At 53.1% G+C, this 19,516-nt stretch carries 24 protein-coding genes; 6 read left to right on the plus strand and 18 right to left on the minus strand.

From position 1 onward, the window contains the following. Nucleotides 1–291: 291 nt before the first annotated feature. Nucleotides 292–1,224, minus strand: coding sequence for a hypothetical protein (locus H8Z83_RS17590; RefSeq protein WP_187016248.1), 933 nt, complete (start codon nt 1,222–1,224; stop codon nt 292–294). Nucleotides 1,225–1,324: 100 nt separating this feature from the next. On the opposite strand from H8Z83_RS17590, the gene H8Z83_RS19955 reads away from it, so the two are divergent. From H8Z83_RS19955 to H8Z83_RS17615, 6 genes are all read left to right on the plus strand, one after another. After that, nucleotides 1,325–1,453 (plus strand): hypothetical protein, encoded by a 129-nt coding sequence (locus H8Z83_RS19955; RefSeq protein WP_256435364.1) that lies wholly within the window; start codon nt 1,325–1,327, stop codon nt 1,451–1,453. A 244-nt stretch (nt 1,454–1,697) separates the two neighbouring features. Next, the gene (locus H8Z83_RS17595; RefSeq protein WP_187016249.1) at nt 1,698–2,729 is read left to right on the plus strand and encodes a hypothetical protein; all 1,032 of its coding nucleotides are present in this window, start codon (nt 1,698–1,700) and stop codon (nt 2,727–2,729) included. Next, nucleotides 2,726–3,229, plus strand: a complete 504-nt coding sequence (locus H8Z83_RS17600; RefSeq protein ID WP_187016250.1) for a hypothetical protein — start codon at nt 2,726–2,728, stop codon at nt 3,227–3,229. Before H8Z83_RS17595 ends, H8Z83_RS17600 begins: the two co-directional genes overlap by 4 nt. Nucleotides 3,230–3,501: 272 nt before the next feature. Continuing rightward, on the plus strand, nt 3,502–4,641 hold the full coding sequence (locus tag H8Z83_RS17605) for a C39 family peptidase (RefSeq protein ID WP_187016251.1): 1,140 nt from the start codon (nt 3,502–3,504) through the stop codon (nt 4,639–4,641). Beyond that, the gene (locus H8Z83_RS17610; RefSeq protein WP_187016252.1) at nt 4,629–5,030 is read left to right on the plus strand and encodes a hypothetical protein; all 402 of its coding nucleotides are present in this window, start codon (nt 4,629–4,631) and stop codon (nt 5,028–5,030) included. Before H8Z83_RS17605 ends, H8Z83_RS17610 begins: the two co-directional genes overlap by 13 nt. Before the next feature lie 282 nt (nt 5,031–5,312). Continuing rightward, entirely contained in the window at nt 5,313–5,810 is a 498-nt protein-coding gene (locus H8Z83_RS17615) for an RHS repeat protein (protein WP_187016253.1), read from the plus strand. 172 nt (nt 5,811–5,982) lie between these two features. Here H8Z83_RS17615 and H8Z83_RS17620 read toward each other — a convergent pair whose 3' ends face one another. The 17 genes from H8Z83_RS17620 to H8Z83_RS19750 all read right to left on the minus strand — a co-directional run. Continuing rightward, the gene (locus tag H8Z83_RS17620; RefSeq protein ID WP_187016254.1) at nt 5,983–6,276 is read right to left on the minus strand and encodes a helix-turn-helix domain-containing protein; all 294 of its coding nucleotides are present in this window, start codon (nt 6,274–6,276) and stop codon (nt 5,983–5,985) included. Further along, a complete protein-coding gene (locus H8Z83_RS17625; RefSeq protein WP_187016255.1) occupies nt 6,273–8,135 on the minus strand; it encodes a type IV secretory system conjugative DNA transfer family protein in 1,863 nt (620 codons plus the stop codon). The genes H8Z83_RS17620 and H8Z83_RS17625 overlap by 4 nt, the downstream gene beginning before the upstream one ends. Further along, on the minus strand, nt 8,132–9,031 hold the full coding sequence (locus tag H8Z83_RS17630) for a DUF3991 and toprim domain-containing protein (RefSeq protein ID WP_187016256.1): 900 nt from the start codon (nt 9,029–9,031) through the stop codon (nt 8,132–8,134). The genes H8Z83_RS17625 and H8Z83_RS17630 overlap by 4 nt, the downstream gene beginning before the upstream one ends. Nucleotides 9,032–9,060: 29 nt before the next feature. After that, on the minus strand, nt 9,061–10,653 hold the full coding sequence (gene mobP3 / locus H8Z83_RS17635) for a MobP3 family relaxase (protein ID WP_243185125.1): 1,593 nt from the start codon (nt 10,651–10,653) through the stop codon (nt 9,061–9,063). Next, nucleotides 10,635–11,081, minus strand: coding sequence for a hypothetical protein (locus tag H8Z83_RS17640; protein WP_187016257.1), 447 nt, complete (start codon nt 11,079–11,081; stop codon nt 10,635–10,637). Before H8Z83_RS17640 ends, mobP3 begins: the two co-directional genes overlap by 19 nt. A 480-nt stretch (nt 11,082–11,561) precedes the next feature. Continuing rightward, on the minus strand, nt 11,562–11,984 hold the full coding sequence (locus H8Z83_RS17645; protein ID WP_119310998.1) for a hypothetical protein: 423 nt from the start codon (nt 11,982–11,984) through the stop codon (nt 11,562–11,564). Between the two features lie 283 nt (nt 11,985–12,267). Then, nucleotides 12,268–13,278: a hypothetical protein gene (locus tag H8Z83_RS17650; protein ID WP_187016258.1), complete on the minus strand. Its 1,011-nt coding sequence runs from the start codon at nt 13,276–13,278 to the stop codon at nt 12,268–12,270. Between the two features lies 1 nt (nt 13,279). Beyond that, nucleotides 13,280–13,558 carry a DUF6103 family protein gene (locus tag H8Z83_RS17655; RefSeq protein WP_187016259.1) on the minus strand — a complete coding sequence of 93 codons (279 nt, stop codon included), beginning with the start codon at nt 13,556–13,558 and terminating at the stop codon, nt 13,280–13,282. 5 nt (nt 13,559–13,563) lie between these two features. Beyond that, the gene (locus H8Z83_RS17660; RefSeq protein WP_187016260.1) at nt 13,564–13,716 is read right to left on the minus strand and encodes a hypothetical protein; all 153 of its coding nucleotides are present in this window, start codon (nt 13,714–13,716) and stop codon (nt 13,564–13,566) included. Continuing rightward, complete coding sequence (locus H8Z83_RS17665) at nt 13,713–13,994, minus strand: hypothetical protein (protein WP_187016261.1); 282 nt, start codon at nt 13,992–13,994, stop codon at nt 13,713–13,715. Before H8Z83_RS17665 ends, H8Z83_RS17660 begins: the two co-directional genes overlap by 4 nt. 16 nt (nt 13,995–14,010) lie before the next feature. Then, nucleotides 14,011–15,072, minus strand: a complete 1,062-nt coding sequence (locus H8Z83_RS17670) for a M23 family metallopeptidase (protein ID WP_187016262.1) — start codon at nt 15,070–15,072, stop codon at nt 14,011–14,013. Further along, nucleotides 15,065–15,337, minus strand: coding sequence for a hypothetical protein (locus tag H8Z83_RS17675; RefSeq protein ID WP_187016263.1), 273 nt, complete (start codon nt 15,335–15,337; stop codon nt 15,065–15,067). The genes H8Z83_RS17670 and H8Z83_RS17675 overlap by 8 nt, the downstream gene beginning before the upstream one ends. A gap of 46 nt (nt 15,338–15,383) precedes the next feature. Continuing rightward, nucleotides 15,384–17,213 carry a VirB4 family type IV secretion system protein gene (locus tag H8Z83_RS17680; protein ID WP_187016264.1) on the minus strand — a complete coding sequence of 610 codons (1,830 nt, stop codon included), beginning with the start codon at nt 17,211–17,213 and terminating at the stop codon, nt 15,384–15,386. After that, on the minus strand, nt 17,206–17,787 hold the full coding sequence (locus H8Z83_RS17685; protein ID WP_187016265.1) for a hypothetical protein: 582 nt from the start codon (nt 17,785–17,787) through the stop codon (nt 17,206–17,208). Before H8Z83_RS17685 ends, H8Z83_RS17680 begins: the two co-directional genes overlap by 8 nt. Further along, a complete protein-coding gene (locus H8Z83_RS17690) occupies nt 17,784–18,047 on the minus strand; it encodes a hypothetical protein (protein WP_118603942.1) in 264 nt (87 codons plus the stop codon). The genes H8Z83_RS17685 and H8Z83_RS17690 overlap by 4 nt, the downstream gene beginning before the upstream one ends. Nucleotides 18,048–18,109: 62 nt before the next feature. After that, nucleotides 18,110–18,421 (minus strand): hypothetical protein, encoded by a 312-nt coding sequence (locus tag H8Z83_RS17695; RefSeq protein WP_187016266.1) that lies wholly within the window; start codon nt 18,419–18,421, stop codon nt 18,110–18,112. A 116-nt stretch (nt 18,422–18,537) separates the two neighbouring features. After that, on the minus strand, nt 18,538–19,516 hold a 979-nt coding region (locus tag H8Z83_RS19750), incomplete at its 5' end, for a DNA cytosine methyltransferase (protein WP_243185128.1).

Below are 19,516 nucleotides of genomic sequence, written 5' to 3' on the forward strand. Positions count from 1 at the left end.
GCTGGCGCAAGATATTTACCCAACTTTGACTTGGCCGGAGGAAAATAACAAAACGGCGTAGCTGTAATGAATCTTTCTCATCTGGCGTTCGAAAAGCAATAGCCAGTAAAATTTTAATAATGAGAAAGATTTTATATGCAGCATCAACGATGGTTCAAAACAGTATTCCATTAGCAACGATTGCAGCAATCCTTGGGCATGCAGGAACAAGGACTACCGATATCTATGGCAACACCGCAGGACCTTTCCGGGAACGGAGAGGTCCTGCGGTTTGGCTTTTCGCCCTGTGAGTTACTTTTTCTCCAAAATATTTGTCTCGCAAATCTCATATCCATCTATTTCCCCAGAGTCATCATATTGAAAAACGATTTGCGCTGTAACTTCCAGAAAATCATCCAAATATATCGCTGCGTTTGAAGCATCCGTATAGAGTGTCGGCTTAAAATGTACAAAGAGCTGTTCCCCCTGTAAGCTAAACGAAAGAAAATTCCCGCAGAAATATCCTGTTGGGATGATCCGTTCGCCAGGCTCTGCTCCAACCGCACTCAAGCGATATGATTTAGGATCTGATCCTCCTGCCGAAACTGTGACAGCATCCATATCCGCATCATACACGACTTGAATCGTATCGTTCAGCCTGTCACTCAGCTCATCTATATTTAAGTAATATGGCTCAATTTGAAAATCTTCAAGTTGAAATAGAATCAGTTCGGAGACTGAAAATCCCGTTCCAAATCCGGTATGGCAGATACAGAAAATAGTTTTTCCATCAGCGCTTAATATGAAATCCGGCGGGATTCCGTGATTGCTCTCATAAAAATATGGAAAGGAATCAATATGCGGCGTGTCCCCAACATCAAATATTAATCCGTACCCCGGTTCCTCCACATCATTATATCCCCAAATATAAATGTCCTGTTCGGGAAATTCCTGGAGCAGTGTCAAATCGGATTTCGGATCTGTTATGATCGCTGTATCTTGGCCTGTTGAGTCTTCTCTTATATTTGGAATTGCCGCAGTTTCCATATAGGATTCAAACCGAGCAGCAAACGTTTTTGAGCGTTCAAGCATTGACCCGCTCGCATACATCTCACGAACCAACAGGGGCTGTAATGTGTTTTCTCCAAAAGGTTTGCTTCTCTTTGATAAAAGGGAGCCTGTGACAATTAAAATTAATACAATTCCCAGCACATACAGTTTCTGCTTTTTACTACATACTTCCATTATTTTTCTCCTAAAGAGTATATATAGGTTTACACAAATTCAGATTTTCCCTTCCTTAATTAATGTGTGGCCACACAATTAAAATTTTAAGGAGGAAAATATGGCTAATACTGATTATACTTATGATGAAGTTCTTGCTGGAAAGGGACAGTTTAAAAAAGACACTTCTCATGTGAGCATGAGTGTAAAACGTATGCAAATGAAACTGTACAGACTACAGTATATATAAACAATCTTGTAAATGAAATGTTACAACATGCGCACTCCTTACATAATCAAATAGTTTACAACCTATTCACAAAATACCACCCATTTTTTGGTATTTATAAGTACAGTAGGAATACTCCTATTCCCCTGCACATTGACTCTGTCAAATAAAGGGGGTGAATAAGTAAATACAGTCATGCAATAATTTGTAAACCAAAGGACAGCAGCAACGACATTTTAACGAGCAGAAATGGAGGAATATATTCATGAAAAAGGTCCTGGCAATCCTTATCGCCAGCTTAACTATCCTGACTCAAACGTCTTTTGCATTTGAAGCCTCAGAATTTGAATCAATTACGCCCTCTCCCGTAGATATCGTCGAGGCAATAGACGAAAAATACAATTACCCGGTTCTTCCTGGCACAGATGAATGGATAGCAGTGGGAGATACAAGGACCAGACATGATGCCTGCGAGATTCCTGTAGAAATCCTGAATAAACTAACCACAAAAGCACTTTTGCTGACCGCTCTCGACTATCCCTTCAATACCGATATATCCGCATTTGAAGATGCTCAATCAGGATTTGATTACATTGTAAAGCACAGCAATGCCTGGTCAGCTTTGATTTGTAGAGAAGATATTGAAGAAACAATTTTTTCTTTGCTCGATTCTGATGATTTCGATAATGAACAAACGACCTATATTGAGCTTTTGCTCAAGCATTCTGCGGTATATCCCTTACTGTCAGACGAAGCAAAGTCTTTTTTGACGAACAACGAAACATTGTCCTTGTATAATCCGCCCGATGGTGCATATCTCGTAAGTGAAACCGTAAAAAGCAAGACCATCTATACCCCCAAAGAGAATCGTCCTGTAAAAATGTCTACCTCACGTTATGAATGGTTGGCAAGCACAGTAAAGCAGCTAGACGAAGATTATATAGATGATTACCCATCCGCATATTATATTGGGCCAAGCACTATGAGATATAATTGCTTTTCTTATGCATTCTATCTACAATCTACTACTAACCAATATATCCTGTCAAATCCTGTATCTAATTTCTGGGAAGATGGAAGTTATGTACAAGTATCCTCCCCTAAAACTGGAGATATAGCACTATATTGGGACGACGACTTGGATGCTTATCGACATGCTGGCATAGTAACGGCCACAAAACCAGAAGTCTGGGTATGTTCAAAATGGGGTAACACTCCCCTAATGGAGCACCCTGTTATGGAGTGCCCATATTCGTATATGACAGTGCATTACTATCGTTTGTATACAGAATTATGAGGAAGATTACAGTTGCTTTACTGTCCGTCGTTATTGCTTTCCTTATTGTAGTCCAATATGTCAAAACACCAACAGCTATTCAAGAGTCTCAATATGATGGCATCCCGTGGGAAACGCTTTCGTATTCCGAACCTTCTGGAATATTGATTTTTTCTAGCACAGATTCCATCCCATGGGAAATAACGGACGAAAAAACCTTGAATTGGTTTTATGAGAATTTCAACAATTTAGAAATATCATATAAAGAAGAACCAACCTCTGACGAAAACGATGCATTCCGGAATGATAAAGCACTATATGTGTTAATCGAATGCAAAGACGCAGGTCTATCTTTGATGGTAAATACAGATAAAAAGCTGTTGTTAGTTTCAGAAAATACCACGATGTCCTCTGAAAACATTAAATCTCCGCCCGCGGGTATATATTCCGTTCAATCAGAATTTGATTTTGATAGTTTTTGGAATGCTTATCGAAAACAGCGGGTTCCCGAATCTACTTAACCGATTTATCTGATATTTTCCCAAATAGTTCCCTCTGTCCGATATGGACAGAGGAAACTATTTTTTAAAGGCCCGGGATTTCCCGGGTGCCGTCAAGAGTTGGGCCTGTTGACAAAGTGGTGCGCAAATCCTTTCTGTGGTAAAATGGCTGTAATTTCATTTTAACAACGGGGGTGAGTCCAATGATTTAATAAATGTGATTGGGACAACCTAGCGCAGAAGGATCTTTATAATTGAGGTTAAAATTCAGGAAGATAGAAAGGAGATTTACTATGTTCAACGGCCACATTAGAAAGATTGCTGCGGGCTTGCTCGTACTCACGATGAGTATTTGCCTTTCTTTCCCTGTATCAGCGCTATCACGTGAAGGAGAGAGTGACGGCTTATATGTTGCAACTCCCGCTATACCAAGTAATGTGTTGCGTTTTGCACAAACCGATTTTGCAGACCACATGACTGCAATGATTCAAAACGGTGATTTTACTGGTGACCCGTACCGAGTGCAACTTGGAACCCCATTTACCTATCTGGGGAGTGAAGATTCTGCAAAGCAATTTTATTTCCCGGTTATTTATGGCGGTGAGTTCATTTACATCTATCGCATATATGAAGATACTTTCTATTTTGAAGAAACTGGTGAATTGAGGTACGCAGGCACAATGTCTGCGGTTATGGTGGATGCTTTTAGCAATCTTGCCAAAATGACAAGTCAGAACTCCCCAGCAACTCTTGTTGTAGACGGTTACAACATTATTGCAGTTGTGGGGGGACAAGTAGAAGTTATTGCTGAAGCCCCCTTTACTCATAAAGAACCGTCCACAAATTCCGAATATGAAATCTCAACACAAAGCATCTTGGCGGAGAACGATGCGTTAGAGGTCATTAATGCGGCAGATACTATTGGCTATGAGAAAAACTTTGAGTTGCCTATTGCTACTCGTAGTAATCCGATAGCACTTTCTATAACCGAAACCCAGCCGAATGACGAGTCTTGGTGTGCAGCATATGTGACAGCGGCTCTTATTCGTACAGTACAAGGAGTATCCCTTAGCGCCTCTACAATCACAAAATATTATGGTTTGAACAAGAATGAAGGCTTGAGCCATGGTCAAGCGATTGACTACGCACAAGCGATGTATGCCATGCAACCATTGTATTACGAAAGCGCATTGAGCAGAAATCAGGTAATAGATGAAATTGATCATTCTTGTCCAATTTATGCATCTATGCGACATAATTCTACCATTAGCCACGCAGTTGCAATCTGTGGGTATACATCCACAAAATACACAATTTGGAATCCATGGTATGTTGATTATGAAACATTTTCCAGTTCTACATTAACCTATGTTCCTTCAACAAGCACAAAGTCTTTTTACTGGAACGCTACGATTTATAATTGGCAGAAATGAAAGATGCTAATTCGAAAGGAGACATGGTTCGGCTCCTTTGCACACTTCTAATTGTCGTTCTTATTCCGTTTATTCTTATTACAGCGGTGATACACTCTGAAGAAAAAGTTGCTGCCAAACCCCATATTTTTTATCATGGTTCTTTCTACTCCTGGGATAAAAAATCAGGAGAATCCAGTTTAAAGGAGTTGGCTGACACACTGATCCAAGACGGTACAATAGACACCCTGCTGGATATGACTGAAGTATGCTATGATGATTTCCAAACAAACGAGGAGTATTATTTGAATGCAAGGGTCTATCGATTAAAAGACGGAGATGAAAGTATAATTTATTTGCAGCTCTCTCCATCCAGTGATATGTTACTCCTTTTCAAGCAGGATTTATAGCGGTGATAATTATTGGCAAGTCCACGGACTCATCTCCTTTCTAGGAGTACATTGTGTTTGTGGTAGAATTTAGTGGTGTTATAAATAGAACTGGTGATTTTAGCAACTCGTGGTCGAATGTTGATATTTCTACAAATACATATCAGTACACAAGGGCAACAATTACAACATCTATAGGCATTGATAGAAATGATGGAAATCCAAATTTGGATGGAGAGTATCTTTTTTACGTACCCTACAAAGTGGATGTAGATATAGCTGCTCCGTACGCAATTCATAGTTATGACCGATGCTGAAGGCTATGTCACCACCTTCACTTACGATGCCATGGATCGCGTCGTCACCATGACCGACGCCAAGGGTGGCGTGACCCGCTACACCTACACGGACCACGGCGAGGTGGCCACCAAGACCGACGCTGAGGGCTATGTCACCTCTTACGAGTATGACGGCAACGGCAATCTGGTATCCAAGACCGATCCCGACGGATATACCACCGAATATACCTACAACGCACTTGATTTAGCAACAAAGATTAACTACAATGATGCCAAGGAAGTCTCTTACAGGTACAACAAGACCGGCGATTTGGTCTCCATGACCGATTGGCTGGGCACGACTACCTTTGAGCTGGACCTGCTGCATCAGATGACCGCTGCCACGGATCACGCCGGCAAGCGGGTGGAGTACACCTACGACGGCGTGGGCAACCAGACCTCCATCAAAATGATATGGCGCAGCTTCGCTACCTTGAAGAAGCTGCCATTATTGCTTTACTGATCTGGGACTGAGAGTTGCTCGTCTCTGAATTTCAGACAGCAGGAACCTACTTATATCATGAAGAACATTGTTTATATTCTTGTTCTTTCTCTGTCCTGTATCCTCCGGTAGAGTAGGTTCTTCTGGATGCGCCATGATGACACCACCCTATGGACAGATTTTTCGCAAAAGGTCACAGTCCCCCCTTGGCGGGAGGCTGTGACTTTTTTGCCGCTGTCAGGCGGTACAGATTGCTGGTAAGGCTGCCGTTGGCGCGGTGGCGCTGCCGCTTTTCAATGAGCTGCCTGTGTTCCAGATCTGCCAAGGCCCGCTGGACGGTGCGGGGCGAAAGCCCCAGCTCACCGGCGATGGTCTTGATCCCAGGCCAGCAGACGCCGGAGGCGTCCGCGCGGTCCCGGAGGTAGATGTAGACCGTCTTTTCCCGGTGGCTCAGATCCTCGGCGTAAATAAAGTTGAATTTGCTCATTTGGTATCCTCCGTGTTGTAAGGGCTGTTTTCGCGGCGATTCTGAATATTGTGGGCCAGCTCGTCGCGGTTCACATAGGCAATTTTTCTGGCCGCCCGCTCCGGCATCCGGTAGCCGTCTGGATCGAAGGTGATGCCCCAATCCAAAAACAGGCGCAGCTTAGTGCGCATAGGATGGGTGCCGGTCTTCATCACCACAAATTCGCCCTTGGGGATGGACTTCAATTCATCTGGCGTCATGAGCGGGCGCTCCATCATCTGCAAGGACTGGCTGTTCTCTTTGCCCTGGCTGACGGAGCCGGAGAGCACCGTGCGGCTGCCAAGGGCGGCGGAGAGTGCCTCGGCGGTTTTGCTCTGGGGCGAAAAGCCGCCGAAGATGGTGTCCTGGCAGTTGTCGCAAATGATCTCCGCGCCCTCTTTTCCGTAGTTCTTTTCCAACTGTGCCAGCGATTGGATGATGGGTACCAGCGTCAGCCCGCGGGAGCGGCCTGCACTGAACAGGGGCAGGATGTCGAAGGGCGGCATGGTGCCCAACTCATCGCAGAACAGCGCCACGCGGTTCTTGAGTCTGCCGTCATGCTCGTCCGCCACGGAGAACAGCTCGCGGGAAAGGTTCTGGATCATAAGGCCCGCGATGAAGTTCTTGGCGGGGTCTTCCTCCGGCAGAATGAGAAAAATGGCGCACTTCTCCGAGGCGAACATCTCCGCGTTGATGGGACTGTCGTAGCAAATGACCTGCTCCAACTCCGTGTCCAGGAAGGCGTTCAGGCGGGAGAGGACGGTGGACATGACCGAGGCCATCGCCTGATCCGCCGCTGTCAGCGCCGCGCCCGCCAACCACCGTGCCTTATGCTCCGGCGGCAGAATGTCCACCAGCAGTTGAAAGCCGTTCCTGCCCCGTGAGCTCGGCATCGCCAGCAGATCCTGCACCAGCTTGAAGGCCGACACGATATGCCGCTTTTCCGGCTCTCCGTCCTTTGGCGGCACGAATTCCGCCAGCAGCAGCACAACGGCCGTCAGCAATCCCTCGGCGCTGTCATAGAAGTAGGCGTTATCACCATATTGGGAGGCGTCACCGTCCGGGCTGATGATAGTCTTGGCAAGGATCTTGGCGTATTTTTCCGCCTTGGCCCGCGCCGCCAAGTTGGACGGATCTGCTCTCGCCAGATCCATGTAGTGATTCATCAGCGTCAGGAAGTTGAAGCCGTCCGAGCGGGTCGGGTTACGCAGGTCGATGACGGAAACCCGGTAGCCGTAGTACCGGGAGGCGATGGTGCCGTAATTCCTCGCCAAGTCTCCTTTGGTGTCCAGCGCCAGAAAGCTCATGCCGCAGGCGCAGGCGTATTCCAGATTGGGGTACAAGAAAAACGCCGTCTTGCCCACGCCGGAGGCGCCGATCATCAGACAGTGGATGTCGTCGCTGTCCACCAGCGCCCGGATATCCCCCTGCTCCTCGATCATCTTTTTGATTTTTGAGAGCACCTTTGACTTTTTCTTCGGTTTCCGTTTATGCTTTCCCGCCACAGGACGGCGCAGCTTTTCCAGCAGCTTGCGGGAGGTTTTCAGCAGAATTCCCGCCTTGCTTTTACGTTTTCCGCCGCCCACGCTGCCGAGGATGAGCCCCTGCTCCGTGGGCAGCTCCTTCCCCTTGCGCCAGCGGCGGGGGCGGAAGGGTACGGTGTGATAGGTCTTGCCGATCTCCTTGGGCGTTGCCCACCGCGCCGTGCCGTGCTGGCCGTCGCCCACCGTCTTGCTCTTGATGCGGTCAAGGGAGTAGTTCTTGGAGAGAAAGGATGCCGCCAGCAAAAACACCAGCAGAGCGCCGCAGAGGGCGAGGAAGATCCAGGTATCCCCGTTCATGGTAGGTTCTCCTTTCTCTCAAATTTGGCGCACAGATCGTCGTTCCAGTCCTTGCGTACCGGACAGAGCCGCTCCACCTCCAAGCCCATGTCCTCCAGCGTATCCGTCATGCGGTCGCAGGCGTCATTGCCCGCGTCATCGTTGTCGAGGCAAAGGTACACCGTGTCCAGCTTTGGATTCTGCCGCAGCCGTTCCAGCACCGGCTGGATGGATGTCCCACAGCAGGCAACGTAGCTGTGCTCCTGCCAGCCGTATGGGTAGAGGGTGATGTGGGACAGGAGATCGATGGGGGCCTCGAACACATAGAGGGACTTGTCCGTGCCGTCCTTATGAAAACAGTGCTCGCTGGCGCTGCTCTCAATGTTCATGCGGAACACCCGGCCCTCGCTGTTGGTACTGCGGATATGGGCGTGTTTCGCCTCGCCGCTGCCATCCAGCCCCACGAAAACGCAGTTGTGATGCTTGTCCTCGTAGAGCAGCTTTTCGTGTACGAAATAGGAGATGACCTCCCGGTCGATGTGGCGCTGACGCATGAGGTAGGCGTACATACGCCGCATGGTTCCGTAAGGCTCCGGCAGCGCGAAGGGCTTCGGAGCTTCCTTTGCGGGCTTTGCCTGCTCATACGATTTTCCATTCTTTCTGCCCAGCAAAAGCAAAACCGCCTCCTGATAAGGGAGACGGTAATAACGTTGCACGAAGCTGACGGCATAGCCGCCCTCGCGCTTGGAGTGGTCGAACCACTTGTTGCCCCGGACGGTGATGCTGGGATCGTTGGGAGTACGGAACTCCCGGCCGGAGCGCACGGGTCGTTCCCCCTGGGCACGCAGCAGAGACACGAGGTCTGTGTTTTGCGCCCGCGCCTTTTCCTCCGGCGTGAAATAAATATATTTGCTCATGATGTGTCCTTTCAAAATTCTCCTTTGCGCTATCTGAACGTCTGTTCCTCGTGATCGTCCGGCTTGTGTCCCATCGCCAGCCGCTTGCGCCGCAATTCCTGACGGCGCTTGCGGTCGATCTGCAAGCCGCGGTGGATCTGATCCGCTTTGCTGTTGTCCTCAAAAATTTTGCTCATGTGATGCAGCATCCGCACAACGGTTTCGCCCACCGTGGGGGCGTGGTAATCCGCTCCTGCCGGTGCGGTTTGCCCTGCTTGACCGGATGGCTGTGAGTGCGTCGGAGTCATTTCGCCCACGGGCGGCGCGGTGTCTTTGGAGGCGGCAGCATCAGCGGAGCCGGTATCTTCCGATGTTGCGCTCGCCGCACGGTCAGATTTTGGCTGTGCGGGAACGGCTGGTGCTGTGGATTCCACTTTGGCTTTTGTGGCCGCCGCGGAATTCTCAGGCGAAATGGATTCCACCGATGTGACAGAAGTTCTCTGTGCATCCGCGTACCGCTGCCGCTCCGCTATCCATTGCAGTGTTTCCTGAATGACCATATTGCGGACACTCCGGAACTCCTTTTGCCGGGAGATCGGCAGGCGCTTGGGCGGCCGCTGATCGTAGTCCAGACATACCTGCTCGTAGAGCGTCTGCCATGTTTCGTATGCGGCGGACACCCGCTCGTCCTTCGCCAGTTCCTCCACGATGGCGTCCACGATGGCCTTGACCCTTGGCGGCAGGTAGCCGTAGACCTTTCGGCCCTTGACCGTCAGCAGACGTTCCGCCAGCTCCTCGGTGAGCTGCTCCAGCCGCGGGTTATCCACTGCACCATGTTTCAGTTGTGCGATGCATTCCACCATGGCCTTGCGGGTCCGCGTCTGGAGCTCCTGACGCGCGATGTCCTTTTGCTGGTAGATGTGCATCCGATCTGCGTGGTAGATCCGTCTGGCGAAGGCGGACTTCACCTGCCGGATGCCCTCCTTGGTGAGATAACCTTCCTTTGGGTCCGCGGAAAAGAGGATCATGTGGATATGCACCTGATTCGGCTTTTGGTGGAAGGCGGCGTACCAGCGCAGGTTGTCCGGCTGGATCTTGTACGCCGCGGCGATGTCACAGACGGAGGCGTTCACCAGAGCCTGCCAGTTTTCCGCGCTGTCATAGCCCAGCCGCTCGGCGTCTTCACGGCGCAGCGCGATCACCGGCGTCCACACATTTCCGGTGTGCTCCGCCACCTCCCGTACCGCCCGTGCGAGATTTTGTACCTTGCCGTGAGCGTCCCACAGCCCGTGCTCACCGTCCTTCTGGACGCCGGGGCGGTGGGAGATGTAGTCAATGAAATTTTCCTTTTGATCCAGCGCCTCCATGTAGTCTTCCCGCACCTGCTGGATGAACGCGGAGGCATTGCCCTGGGTGGGATGCTCCAGATATTCCTCATACTCAATGAGTTCCCAACAGGAGGGAAATGACTTCAGCAGCCGTGCGATAAAGTCCTGCTGCTTTTTTGTGGCGGGGAGCGTACTGCGCTCATCCGCCAGCAGCTCCACGCCGGGACGGGTAGCGACGTAGCGGGTGCGCTGGGCCAACTTCGCGGCGTTCTGTCCGCCCTTGAGGTAGGGGGAGATCAGTACGATCCGGGCCATGCGTCATCCGGCTCTATACGCCGCTGGCTCCGCACCGCGTTTTCAAAACTCACCTGACCGTTGGTGCGCTTCACCTCATCCACGGCGTAGGCCCGCAGCTCCCGCGTGTGGATGGGATCGGTACGGAAGTGGGCGGCGATGGTGTGGCACAGCATATTCAGTTCCACCGCGCACTTGAAAAGAATGCGGCAGAGCCGATTGTTGTTGTCGTCCAGCGTACCCTGAATGGCGGTGAGGATGGCTTGGGAGAGGTAGGCGGTGTTGTCCTCCGTGCCGAGATAGCCCATGTAAAAGCGCAGAGCCTTGTTGATAAATTCACTGCGATTTTTGCAATTATCCGCGGCCAGCCAGCCGTCCATACGGGGAACCAACTTGGCGTCCAGCCATACCACTGTGCGCTCGATCCGCTTTTCGTCATTTTCCTGCATTTTTGCAGCACTCCTTTCTGAAAAGGCGCAACCTCTTGTCACGCCTGCGTTTTTGCGGGTAAGGTGCACCTGTTTTCCATCAAAACCCGCAAAAGGTGCACCTTGTCCAAACCTCTGAAAGCCCCGCACTGCGGGGCTTTGTGGCTGAGAGGGGCCCAGTTAGGGGCACCTCTCTTTATCTTGTGCTTTTATCGAACGGGCAAATAAGGGGCGAAACCCTCCGAAACGGGGCATGGCCGGGAGGGAAGCACCCATCCCCAAAGGCTCGGTTTCCCACTGTCAGAGCGGTATTCACCGGGCCTTTTCACACATCGCCCACAAACGCCGCAACGTTCGTTTCAAGAGGCTGCGGCGGATACACACGCCACCCCAGCCCCTAACCGCGCACACAGCGGCTCACACGGCGAAACACGGGGGGAAACGAGGAGCCGCCCCTCACGGGGCGGCTCGGCTGTATGGAATCGCTCTGGTCAGGCGCAGTTACACCTGTTTTTCCTCCTCCGTTTTTTCAATCCAGTCCAGCAGGTTCTGCGTTTCTTCCAGTGTCCTCGCCATGTTGTAGAGAACCGTGCGCCCTTTCGTGCTCTCAGTGCGCAGGGATGTTTCAAACAGATCCCATACATTATCCAGTGTTTCCGTGCCGGTAGCATGCATGGGCAGTTCTTCTTCCGGAAGAATGTGCTGCACAACGCCGCCCTCTCCGGCTTTTTGAATCGCCAATCGTTCATGTTCGATGAGTGCGAGCGCCTCCAGCGTTGCGTCTGCTGGGAGTTCCCACGCCTCACCGATCTCCATGATGCTCTCGCGGTACAACTGCACGTCAAACGTTGGATGAATCACCAGCATTGCCAGCGCCTCCTTTGCCAGACGCATTTGTAGTTCCATTGCGGCTTCTGTATTCATTTCAAATTCCTCCTGTTTATTTTTTGTGTAGCGCGCTGCGCAAACACAATGGCACAGCGGCAGTCGGAAAGCTATTCACGAAATCCAACAAAATTTTTTGTGAGGTTTTGCGCCTTTCCATATCGCAGAAAAACCGAGGGAGCAGAATAACAGCCGCCGAACTGCGGCTGCCCGCCGAGGGCGGGTGGATGCGGTTCGTCGGTGCCGCGGCCCCGCTGGGCTGCGCGGCCTGGACGCTGTTGCTTCCGCAGCCGTGAGCGTTTCAGCCTTGCTGAGTTTGTGCCTACAGTTTCATCACCGGCCCCTGCTGTTCCGGTTCCTCTCGGAGCTGCTGTGCGTAGTCGTGGAGACTCATACCAGTCTGCTTCTGACAGTATTCCTCCATCTTCCGCAGCAGAACATCCTGCTCAGCTGCGTTGAGCCGGTAGCTCCAGGTTTCCTCTGTGCCATCCGCTTTGCAGAGGCACAGCTCCAGCGTGTCGCAGGGGCAGTTTTTCTCCATGTCGTAGTTGGCGTAGATGTTGAGCCAGTCATCGTTTTTATCCGTGCAGACGAAGGTGCCGAAGGCTGCATCCACATCGAACTCCGTCCGCACATAAAAATTGAGCTTGCCGTCCATCTCGATGATCTCATCACCGAAAGAAAAAATCCGCGCGGAGAGGTGTCCCGCCGAGGTGATCTCTTTACCACTCAGATGATCCAGCAGCTTGCGCCACTGATCATCGCTCGACGCGAATTGCGACTGGGTGACACGGTACGCCGCCACGGATACATCCCGCATCGCCCAGGTCTGCCAGCCGTCCATGATGTGAACGGCGGAGAACTCCCGCTTGTCGAAGTTGATGTCGAACACGCCGCGCACCTTGCCGGTGTTCTCCATGCGAAGGGCTGTGAGCGCGTCATACTCTTGCACCGTGATGGGCTGCCCGTCCGCGAACAGCTTGATGAACAGATCCGGCGCGGTGCCTTTCTCTGCGGTGACATAGCCGCGCAGCTTTTTTGCGGCATCCAGCAGCTCCTCACCGGGCGAGGTCTTGAAGTACCACTCCTGCCCGTTCTCTACCACATGGTAGGCGGCGTAGGTGCGGGCTGCCTCCCTCGCTTCACGCTCCGCGGCATCCTCCGCGTAGATCTCGGCACTGATGCGTTTGTATTCCTGCTCCGGGAGTTGGTTGCACAGCTCATCCAGCACATCCTCCAGATGCTCCTGCAAGGTTTCATCCTTGAGATGCTTCTCGATGGCATCCTTCCATCGCCGGTCGATCCACAGTGTGATGTCTACATGATCTGCCATCTCACTCACCATTCCTTTCGCCAGTGGGCTGCGCCAACGTGGAGGGAGACTCCTCCCGCAGTTGAGGTTTCGCCGGTCTTGCCAGACGGCGAGGACGGGCAGCGGGCGCCGCGCGGCTGTCCAGATACTCCCGCACCGGCTCCGGCACCTCGGATTCGTAGAGGCATTTGAGCAGCTCCTCCAACTGCGCCTGTACGCTGGAGTTCTTCTTTTTAAGTGAAAATTCGAGAGCGGCAAGCTGCTCACTCTCGAATGAGATCGTGACATTTTCTTTTTTCATGATTGTTATTCAACCTCCTCGTAGTAGTCGCGGAGCTGGAAGCCCAGCGCCTCCATGTCGCCGTGATCCATGCTTTTCGTCGTTTTTGTGTTGTGGGTGGTATCACTACCCTCGGTGCGAGACAGGTGTTGTTGAAACGCTGCGCGCGCAGGGGTCACAGCGGCTTATTTGCGGCTTTCCGAGCTCTTGCAAGAGATGCCTTTTGCGCTTCACTTGCGATCCGCGGCGGCGCGATCTTTATCCATGATTTCGGGATGGTGTAGTCAACTGCCCGCCCGCTGCGGGACACTTTGACGAGCCTGCAATCCTCCGGTCTGTCCCGCGCCAGCGCTTCCAGCTTCTGACGCAGCACCTTGTTGTGGGTATAAATCCCGGCGGTCTTTTCTTCCTCATTGAAGCCGATAATGGTTTCCTGCTCGCAGCGAGCCATGTTCATAATCATTTCCTTCCTTTCAGCCTTTCGGCAGATACGCCCTCGGATTCGTCCGTTCCCCGTTGACGCGCACCTCGAAGTGGAGGTGCGGCCCGGTGGAGCGCCCGGTGCTGCCGGAGAGGGCGATGATATCTCCCGCCTCCACCGTCTGTCCCACTTTTGCCAGCAGTTTGGAGCAGTGGCCGTACAGCGTGGCAAGCCCGTTGCCGTGGTCGATCATGACATAGTAGCCATAACCACCAGTGTTGTACTTGGAGACCGTCACCGTCCCCGGCAGCGCGGCGCGGATGGGTGTGCCGGTGGGGACTGCCAAGTCCATGCCGCCGTGTCCCTTGCGCTTCCCGGTGATGGGATCGACGCGGTTGCCGAATTCAGAGGTGACACGGCGCTCCCAGCCGGAGCCGATGGGGGAGCAGAAACCGTCCGCGCCAATAAACGGCACATCCACGCCGGGAATCCAGCCCTCAGAGCCACCGGCTATACCATAGCGGACGAGGTTGTAGATACTGTCGGCATTGGACTTCTGCTCCGCGGATATTTCCAAGTGAAGAGTGTTTTCAATATGGCCGTACACGGCGGCTATGTCCGCAACGGGTATCGCCACGGTGTAGCTCTCCTCGGTTTCCGTCCCATCCTCGGCGGTAACAGTGCGGGTGCGTTCCTCGTAGGTTACAAAGCAGTCCACGAACTGCTTATGCGCTCTCTTGCTTGGTGCGTCCTCCCCAAAGAAAATGGCATAGAAAACAGCCTTGACGCGAATACCGTCAAGGCTGTTGCTGTTCTCCGTCATGTCATTGACGGCATCAATGGCGCTGTCCAGCAGCGTGAAGCTGCGGCGCATATCTTCGATGTAGGCAACATATTCCGCAGGCGTTTTGCTCGGAATGCTGCCGCCGTTGAAGCAGAGCAGGACGGCGGAGTTGTTATGCTCCGCGCTGCCGGAGAGCAGAGAGCAGATCAGCGCCAGCGTCAGGATCAACGGTGAACAGATCGCCGCTGCGATCCAGCCCAGTTTTCGCCGGGTGTCCTCGTCCGCAAAAACTGCAGCCGCCGCTCTGATGATCCATGCAGGGTTAACCAAAGCGCATTCCTCCGTGTTCTTGCTGTTCCGGCCGCAGGATGTCCTCCATTTTTTCCACCACGCTCAGAGCCTCTTTTGAAAGGTCATTCAGCGCCGCCTTTTGCTCCGGCAGCAACGAGGTCTGTTGATGTGGGCGCAAGTCATTGCGTATCAGATCCGTAACGTAATCCTGCAAAGATTTCTGTGACTGCGCCGCGCGAATATGAAGTTCTTTCAATCGTTCTTCATCTACATGAATGCAAATCGTCTTCGTTTTCCTATTCATTCCATCACTCTCCATCATCATAGCCGCAGGGTATATGCCACAATATTCATCGTCCACCTGCCGTTCCGAAGATGTCCTGCTTGTATTCCGGGGCCTGCACCTGCAAGAGATACCGCTCATTGCCGCACTTGTAGAGGCAGGAGCCGCGCTGCGGGTCCCGGATCAGGGCATACTCAGATTCCTCCAGTTGGAGGTTATCCATGAAGAATTTCTTGTCCACGTTGCCGCCGTTGAAGATAAACTGATGGACGGGGATGGAAAAGAGGGGGCGCGTCAGCTCCCGTATTCCCGGCTGGGTGAAGTCCTCCAGATTCTGGCTGGCAAGGAACAGGGCGGATTCCTTTTTTCGTACTCTTTTAAGCGCGTTGCGGATGTAGGTGATGACGGTGGGATCGGACAGCCACAGGTACAGCTCGTCAATGGCTGCCACGGAATTGCCCAGCGTCAGAAGCTGATCCGACATATAGGACAGCAGGCTGAACAGCAGGGTGTTCCGCAGATTCTCCGCCATGTTATCCAGCCCCTTGACACAGAAAACAAGGAATTTGGAGCGGTCAATATTGGTATGCCCATTGAAGAACCGGGCGTCCGCGCCGCGGCACATGGAATGGAGCCCCAGCAGCAGATCCCGCAGCATCTCCCGCGGATAGAGGCTGTCTGCACCATCGTAGTGGTCATAGCTTTCCTGAATGGCGTTGTAGAGGTCAGAGAGGATTGGGTAATCGGTCGGCCGCATTCCGGCAAAGTCCGTGCGGTCGGTGATGTTCCACTTTTTATACAGGCTCTCCACCATCAGCTCCAGCGTGTCGATGTGGGGCGTGTCAAAGCCCTTGTAGACGCGGAACACATCCCGCAGGAAGGAGATGTGCTGAGAGAGCAGCGTCCCCCGGAAAGCGTCCGGCGCGTCCGGGTCTTCCGGCCCGCTGCCATCGTCCCAGCAGCGGGGCTCCAACAGATTGATGCGGTACTGCCCGCTTAAGTAGTCCAAAAAGCAGCCGCCCAGGGCGCGGCACTCGTCCTCCATCTCATGCTCAGAGTCCAGAGAGATCACGCTTTTGCCCGCCTCCCGCACATTGCAGAGCAGGAGCTTCAGAAGATAACTTTTGCCCTGTCCGGTGTTGCCGAGGATGAGGGCGCTGGCGTTGGTCTTGTCGGCGGCACGGCGGTCGAAGTCCACGATGATGTTGGAGCCGAAGCGGTCACGGCCAATGAAGAAGCCCTTGGGATCGGTTTTGCCGGAATAGTTCATGGGGTACAGATTGGCAACGCTGCGCGCGGGTAATACCCGCTCCGCAAAATTGGCAAGCTGGCTGCCGCCCGCGGGGTTGGCGGCGAGAAAGCCCTCCCGCTGACGCAGGAGCAGCGGATCGGCGCCCATGCGGGAGCGCACCAGTTGGGCGGATACGGTGTCCCGCGCCGCGCGCAGCTTTTCCGTATCCGTGGCGGCAATGTCCAGATACACGCCGCAGTGGATGAGGGGCTCCTTTTCCTGCCGCTGCTTTGCCAGCAGCTCCGCCATATCCCGCAGGTTGGCCTCCGCCGTGACGCTCTGCTTGTAATCGTTGGTGTTGCTCCGCTCCATGCGGCTTTTGTTGGTGGCGGCATGGAGGATGGCGTCCTCCTCGGCAGGCGTGACCTGCCGCGCCGTCAAGCGCAGGTTGACGCCGCCCATATCGCCAAGGCCCCGCAGCAGCGCCAGCTCATCCGTCATGGGCGGATAGCTTTTCAGCGCCATCGCCGTGTGATACCGGCTGCCAAGGATGAAGTGGTCGGTGTTGAACTTCACCGCCGCGGGCGCGATCATATCCAGAAAATCCTTCGGACGCTGTACCTGCTCTGCCGCTTTCTTTTTCGGTTTTGTTTTCTTTTTAGCCATGTGCCATATACTCCTCTCCATCGAAATCACGGAATACCTCCGTGGTGAGATCCTGCCGGTAGTAGATCGCCAGCAGGCGCTTGACATCCTGTTCCTCCGCCAGACGCACGCGGAGCCCGTGGTCGCAGATGGCTTTCTCCAACTGCCGCAGCGCGCTTTCATCCGAACCGGCTTTTTCATCCAGTGGGAGCACCAGCACAAATTTGCGGGAGGAGGCGGAGGAGAACTGGATGGCGTCCAAATGGGCCATGTCCCGCTCCAGCAGTTCCCGCACGGCAGGCTCCGTTTCCTCCTCCAAGCGCCGCAGGTAATACTCCTTGTTCCGCTGGAAGGACTCACGGGAGTCCAGCGCCAGAATCTCCAGCGAGGGCTGTGTGCTGAGAAGCATGGTGAGGGAGCGGACGCGGCCCCGGATGACGTCCGGGGACAGGACGGAGAGGTTGTCCGGCTGGATCAGGAAGAATACCCGCTCTCCGGAATCTGTCACGATGCCGTGGGGCGTCACACGGACGATGCCCATGAGCTGCCGGGTGGATTGGCGCTGGCGCAGTTCTTTTTTCTGTTTTCGGTTCATGGGTCCAGCCTCCATTCATAGTATTGCTGCCGCAGAAAGAGAAAACAGGCGGCACGGCGCAGGAAGTCTAAGATACTGCTGCCATCCACCTGAATGGTGAGGAAGGCATACAGCACCGTGACCACCAGCAAGCCCATGCCAAGCCCCTGCGTCAGCGCCAGCACAGAGAGCAGAGCGCCGATGCCAATCACGGCGATGTCCCGCAGCAGCCAGAGCCACAGCATGGGCTTGGCTTTCAGGTTTTCGGGGTAAATAAACATTTTGTTCCTCCAAAGCGAAACCGCTGCCGAGAATCTCAGCAGCGGTTCGCACGATGTATTTCTTATTCTTCGGCGGCGCCGGTGTCCTCCGCCAGCGCCTGCCGGATGCAGTCCAGGAAGAAGGCGTTCTGCTTGATGCCGTTCCGCTTGAGGTATGCCTTGAGCTGCTCAAACAGCTCGGTGGGCACCTGAAACGCCACCGTCCTCACATTGTCCTTGTCCATCTTCACATTTTCCTCCATTTCATAAAATTTGGTGATGAGCGCGGTCATGTACCGGCTCAGTGTCTCGCCGGATTCCGCCTGCCGCTGCCGTACTTTGGTATGCAGCTCCAAGGGAATTTCAGCACAGAGGTTGCGCGTTTTTTCTGCCATAGCAGTTCCTCCGATCTTTTTAATGGTAAAGCCAAGATACCCGAAAGCAAGCGCGAAAGCTATGACCAAAGCCAACGAAGAAGCGGCGTGAAACAGCGGCGATACCAACAAAGAGGCTATGCCGCCCGCATGGCCGCGGCGATCCGCGACATAATAAACTCCACACAGGGTATCGCCACGCTGTTGCCCAAAGCTTTGTACCTTGCACTATCCGACGCGCCGGGGATGTCCGTCCAGCCGTCCGGGAAGCCCTGAAGCCGTTCACATTCCAAAGGTGTCAGGCGGCGAATGAGGTGATGTGTTTCAGAACAGGATGCGTTGATGATACACTTATCCTGACTGACGTATTGATTACCGATACCTTTTTCATCTCCGCGGCATAATGCTCCAACTGTTTTTTGATAAAGTTCTACGACCGCGTGGCGGTCTGTGGCGGTCAATGTATACGCCAAATTCTCCTGACAGCCAAGACCGTTGCCGCCGTTTTGCGGCTGGCGGTCTACAATATTTCCGGCAATGCAGATGGCACCCGCGTTCTGCTCAACCAGAGGTATATTGTTACCACCTGTGCCATAACGGGCAGACATGGTGGGCACTACCTTGTGGGGGCCAGTGTAGCGGCTGTCAATGCCGTGATTTTCGTAAACAAGAGGTTGGTGTCCATGCTCCTGTGCTCGGAGGGTTCCGGACACGTTTTCGCTGCATTCCATCACGCTGCCACCCTGGTCATTCAGACATATAATAGATGGCATGCAGTTCCCACTTGGACTGCCCTTGAGGGTTGGAGCAACCGATTCGTTGTATCCAATGCCGCCCGCTTTTGCGCCTGCTCCGGCGGAAAAACCGGCAACAAAGGTCTGCTGCTTCATCCCCGGCTGTGCGCCCAGCGCACCCGCCACATCGCACAGATCCCGCACCTCGTCCCGCTGGTTGGCGGCAAAGGCCATGACACCGTCATAGCCGTCAAAGCCCTCCCCGGCTCCATTTGGCTGTGTCACGAAGGTCTGCATCTGCATATTGGTGAGCTGACCGTCCGGCCGCATGAGCCCCGCTTGGATCTTAAGCGCACGCGCCAGCATCTTCGGCAGCTTCTTG

This window comes from Dysosmobacter segnis, assembly GCF_014297285.1.
Lineage (GTDB): Bacteria > Bacillota > Clostridia > Oscillospirales > Oscillospiraceae > Oscillibacter > Oscillibacter segnis.

Bases quoted from the DNA above. Each gene is read 5' to 3' on its own strand.
- H8Z83_RS17650 (WP_187016258.1), bottom strand. From the start codon at position 13,278: ATGGCAGATCATGTAGACATCACACTGTGGATCGACCGGCGATGGAAG.
- H8Z83_RS17620 (WP_187016254.1), bottom strand. From the start codon at position 6,276: ATGAGCAAATTCAACTTTATTTACGCCGAGGATCTGAGCCACCGGGAA.
- H8Z83_RS17625 (WP_187016255.1), bottom strand. From the start codon at position 8,135: ATGAACGGGGATACCTGGATCTTCCTCGCCCTCTGCGGCGCTCTGCTG.
- H8Z83_RS17605 (WP_187016251.1), top strand. From the start codon at position 3,502: ATGTTCAACGGCCACATTAGAAAGATTGCTGCGGGCTTGCTCGTACTC.
- H8Z83_RS19955 (WP_256435364.1), top strand. From the start codon at position 1,325: ATGGCTAATACTGATTATACTTATGATGAAGTTCTTGCTGGAAAGGGA.
- H8Z83_RS17690 (WP_118603942.1), bottom strand. From the start codon at position 18,047: ATGTTTATTTACCCCGAAAACCTGAAAGCCAAGCCCATGCTGTGGCTC.
- H8Z83_RS17600 (WP_187016250.1), top strand. From the start codon at position 2,726: ATGAGGAAGATTACAGTTGCTTTACTGTCCGTCGTTATTGCTTTCCTT.
- H8Z83_RS17675 (WP_187016263.1), bottom strand. From the start codon at position 15,337: ATGAATAGGAAAACGAAGACGATTTGCATTCATGTAGATGAAGAACGA.
- H8Z83_RS17655 (WP_187016259.1), bottom strand. From the start codon at position 13,558: ATGAAAAAAGAAAATGTCACGATCTCATTCGAGAGTGAGCAGCTTGCC.
- H8Z83_RS17615 (WP_187016253.1), top strand. From the start codon at position 5,313: ATGACCGATGCTGAAGGCTATGTCACCACCTTCACTTACGATGCCATG.
- H8Z83_RS17640 (WP_187016257.1), bottom strand. From the start codon at position 11,081: ATGCAGGAAAATGACGAAAAGCGGATCGAGCGCACAGTGGTATGGCTG.
- H8Z83_RS17665 (WP_187016261.1), bottom strand. From the start codon at position 13,994: ATGAACATGGCTCGCTGCGAGCAGGAAACCATTATCGGCTTCAATGAG.
- H8Z83_RS17680 (WP_187016264.1), bottom strand. From the start codon at position 17,213: ATGGCTAAAAAGAAAACAAAACCGAAAAAGAAAGCGGCAGAGCAGGTA.
- H8Z83_RS17595 (WP_187016249.1), top strand. From the start codon at position 1,698: ATGAAAAAGGTCCTGGCAATCCTTATCGCCAGCTTAACTATCCTGACT.
- H8Z83_RS17630 (WP_187016256.1), bottom strand. From the start codon at position 9,031: ATGAGCAAATATATTTATTTCACGCCGGAGGAAAAGGCGCGGGCGCAA.
- H8Z83_RS17685 (WP_187016265.1), bottom strand. From the start codon at position 17,787: ATGAACCGAAAACAGAAAAAAGAACTGCGCCAGCGCCAATCCACCCGG.
- H8Z83_RS17590 (WP_187016248.1), bottom strand. From the start codon at position 1,224: ATGGAAGTATGTAGTAAAAAGCAGAAACTGTATGTGCTGGGAATTGTA.
- H8Z83_RS17645 (WP_119310998.1), bottom strand. From the start codon at position 11,984: ATGAATACAGAAGCCGCAATGGAACTACAAATGCGTCTGGCAAAGGAG.
- mobP3 (WP_243185125.1), bottom strand. From the start codon at position 10,653: ATGGCCCGGATCGTACTGATCTCCCCCTACCTCAAGGGCGGACAGAAC.
- H8Z83_RS17695 (WP_187016266.1), bottom strand. From the start codon at position 18,421: ATGGCAGAAAAAACGCGCAACCTCTGTGCTGAAATTCCCTTGGAGCTG.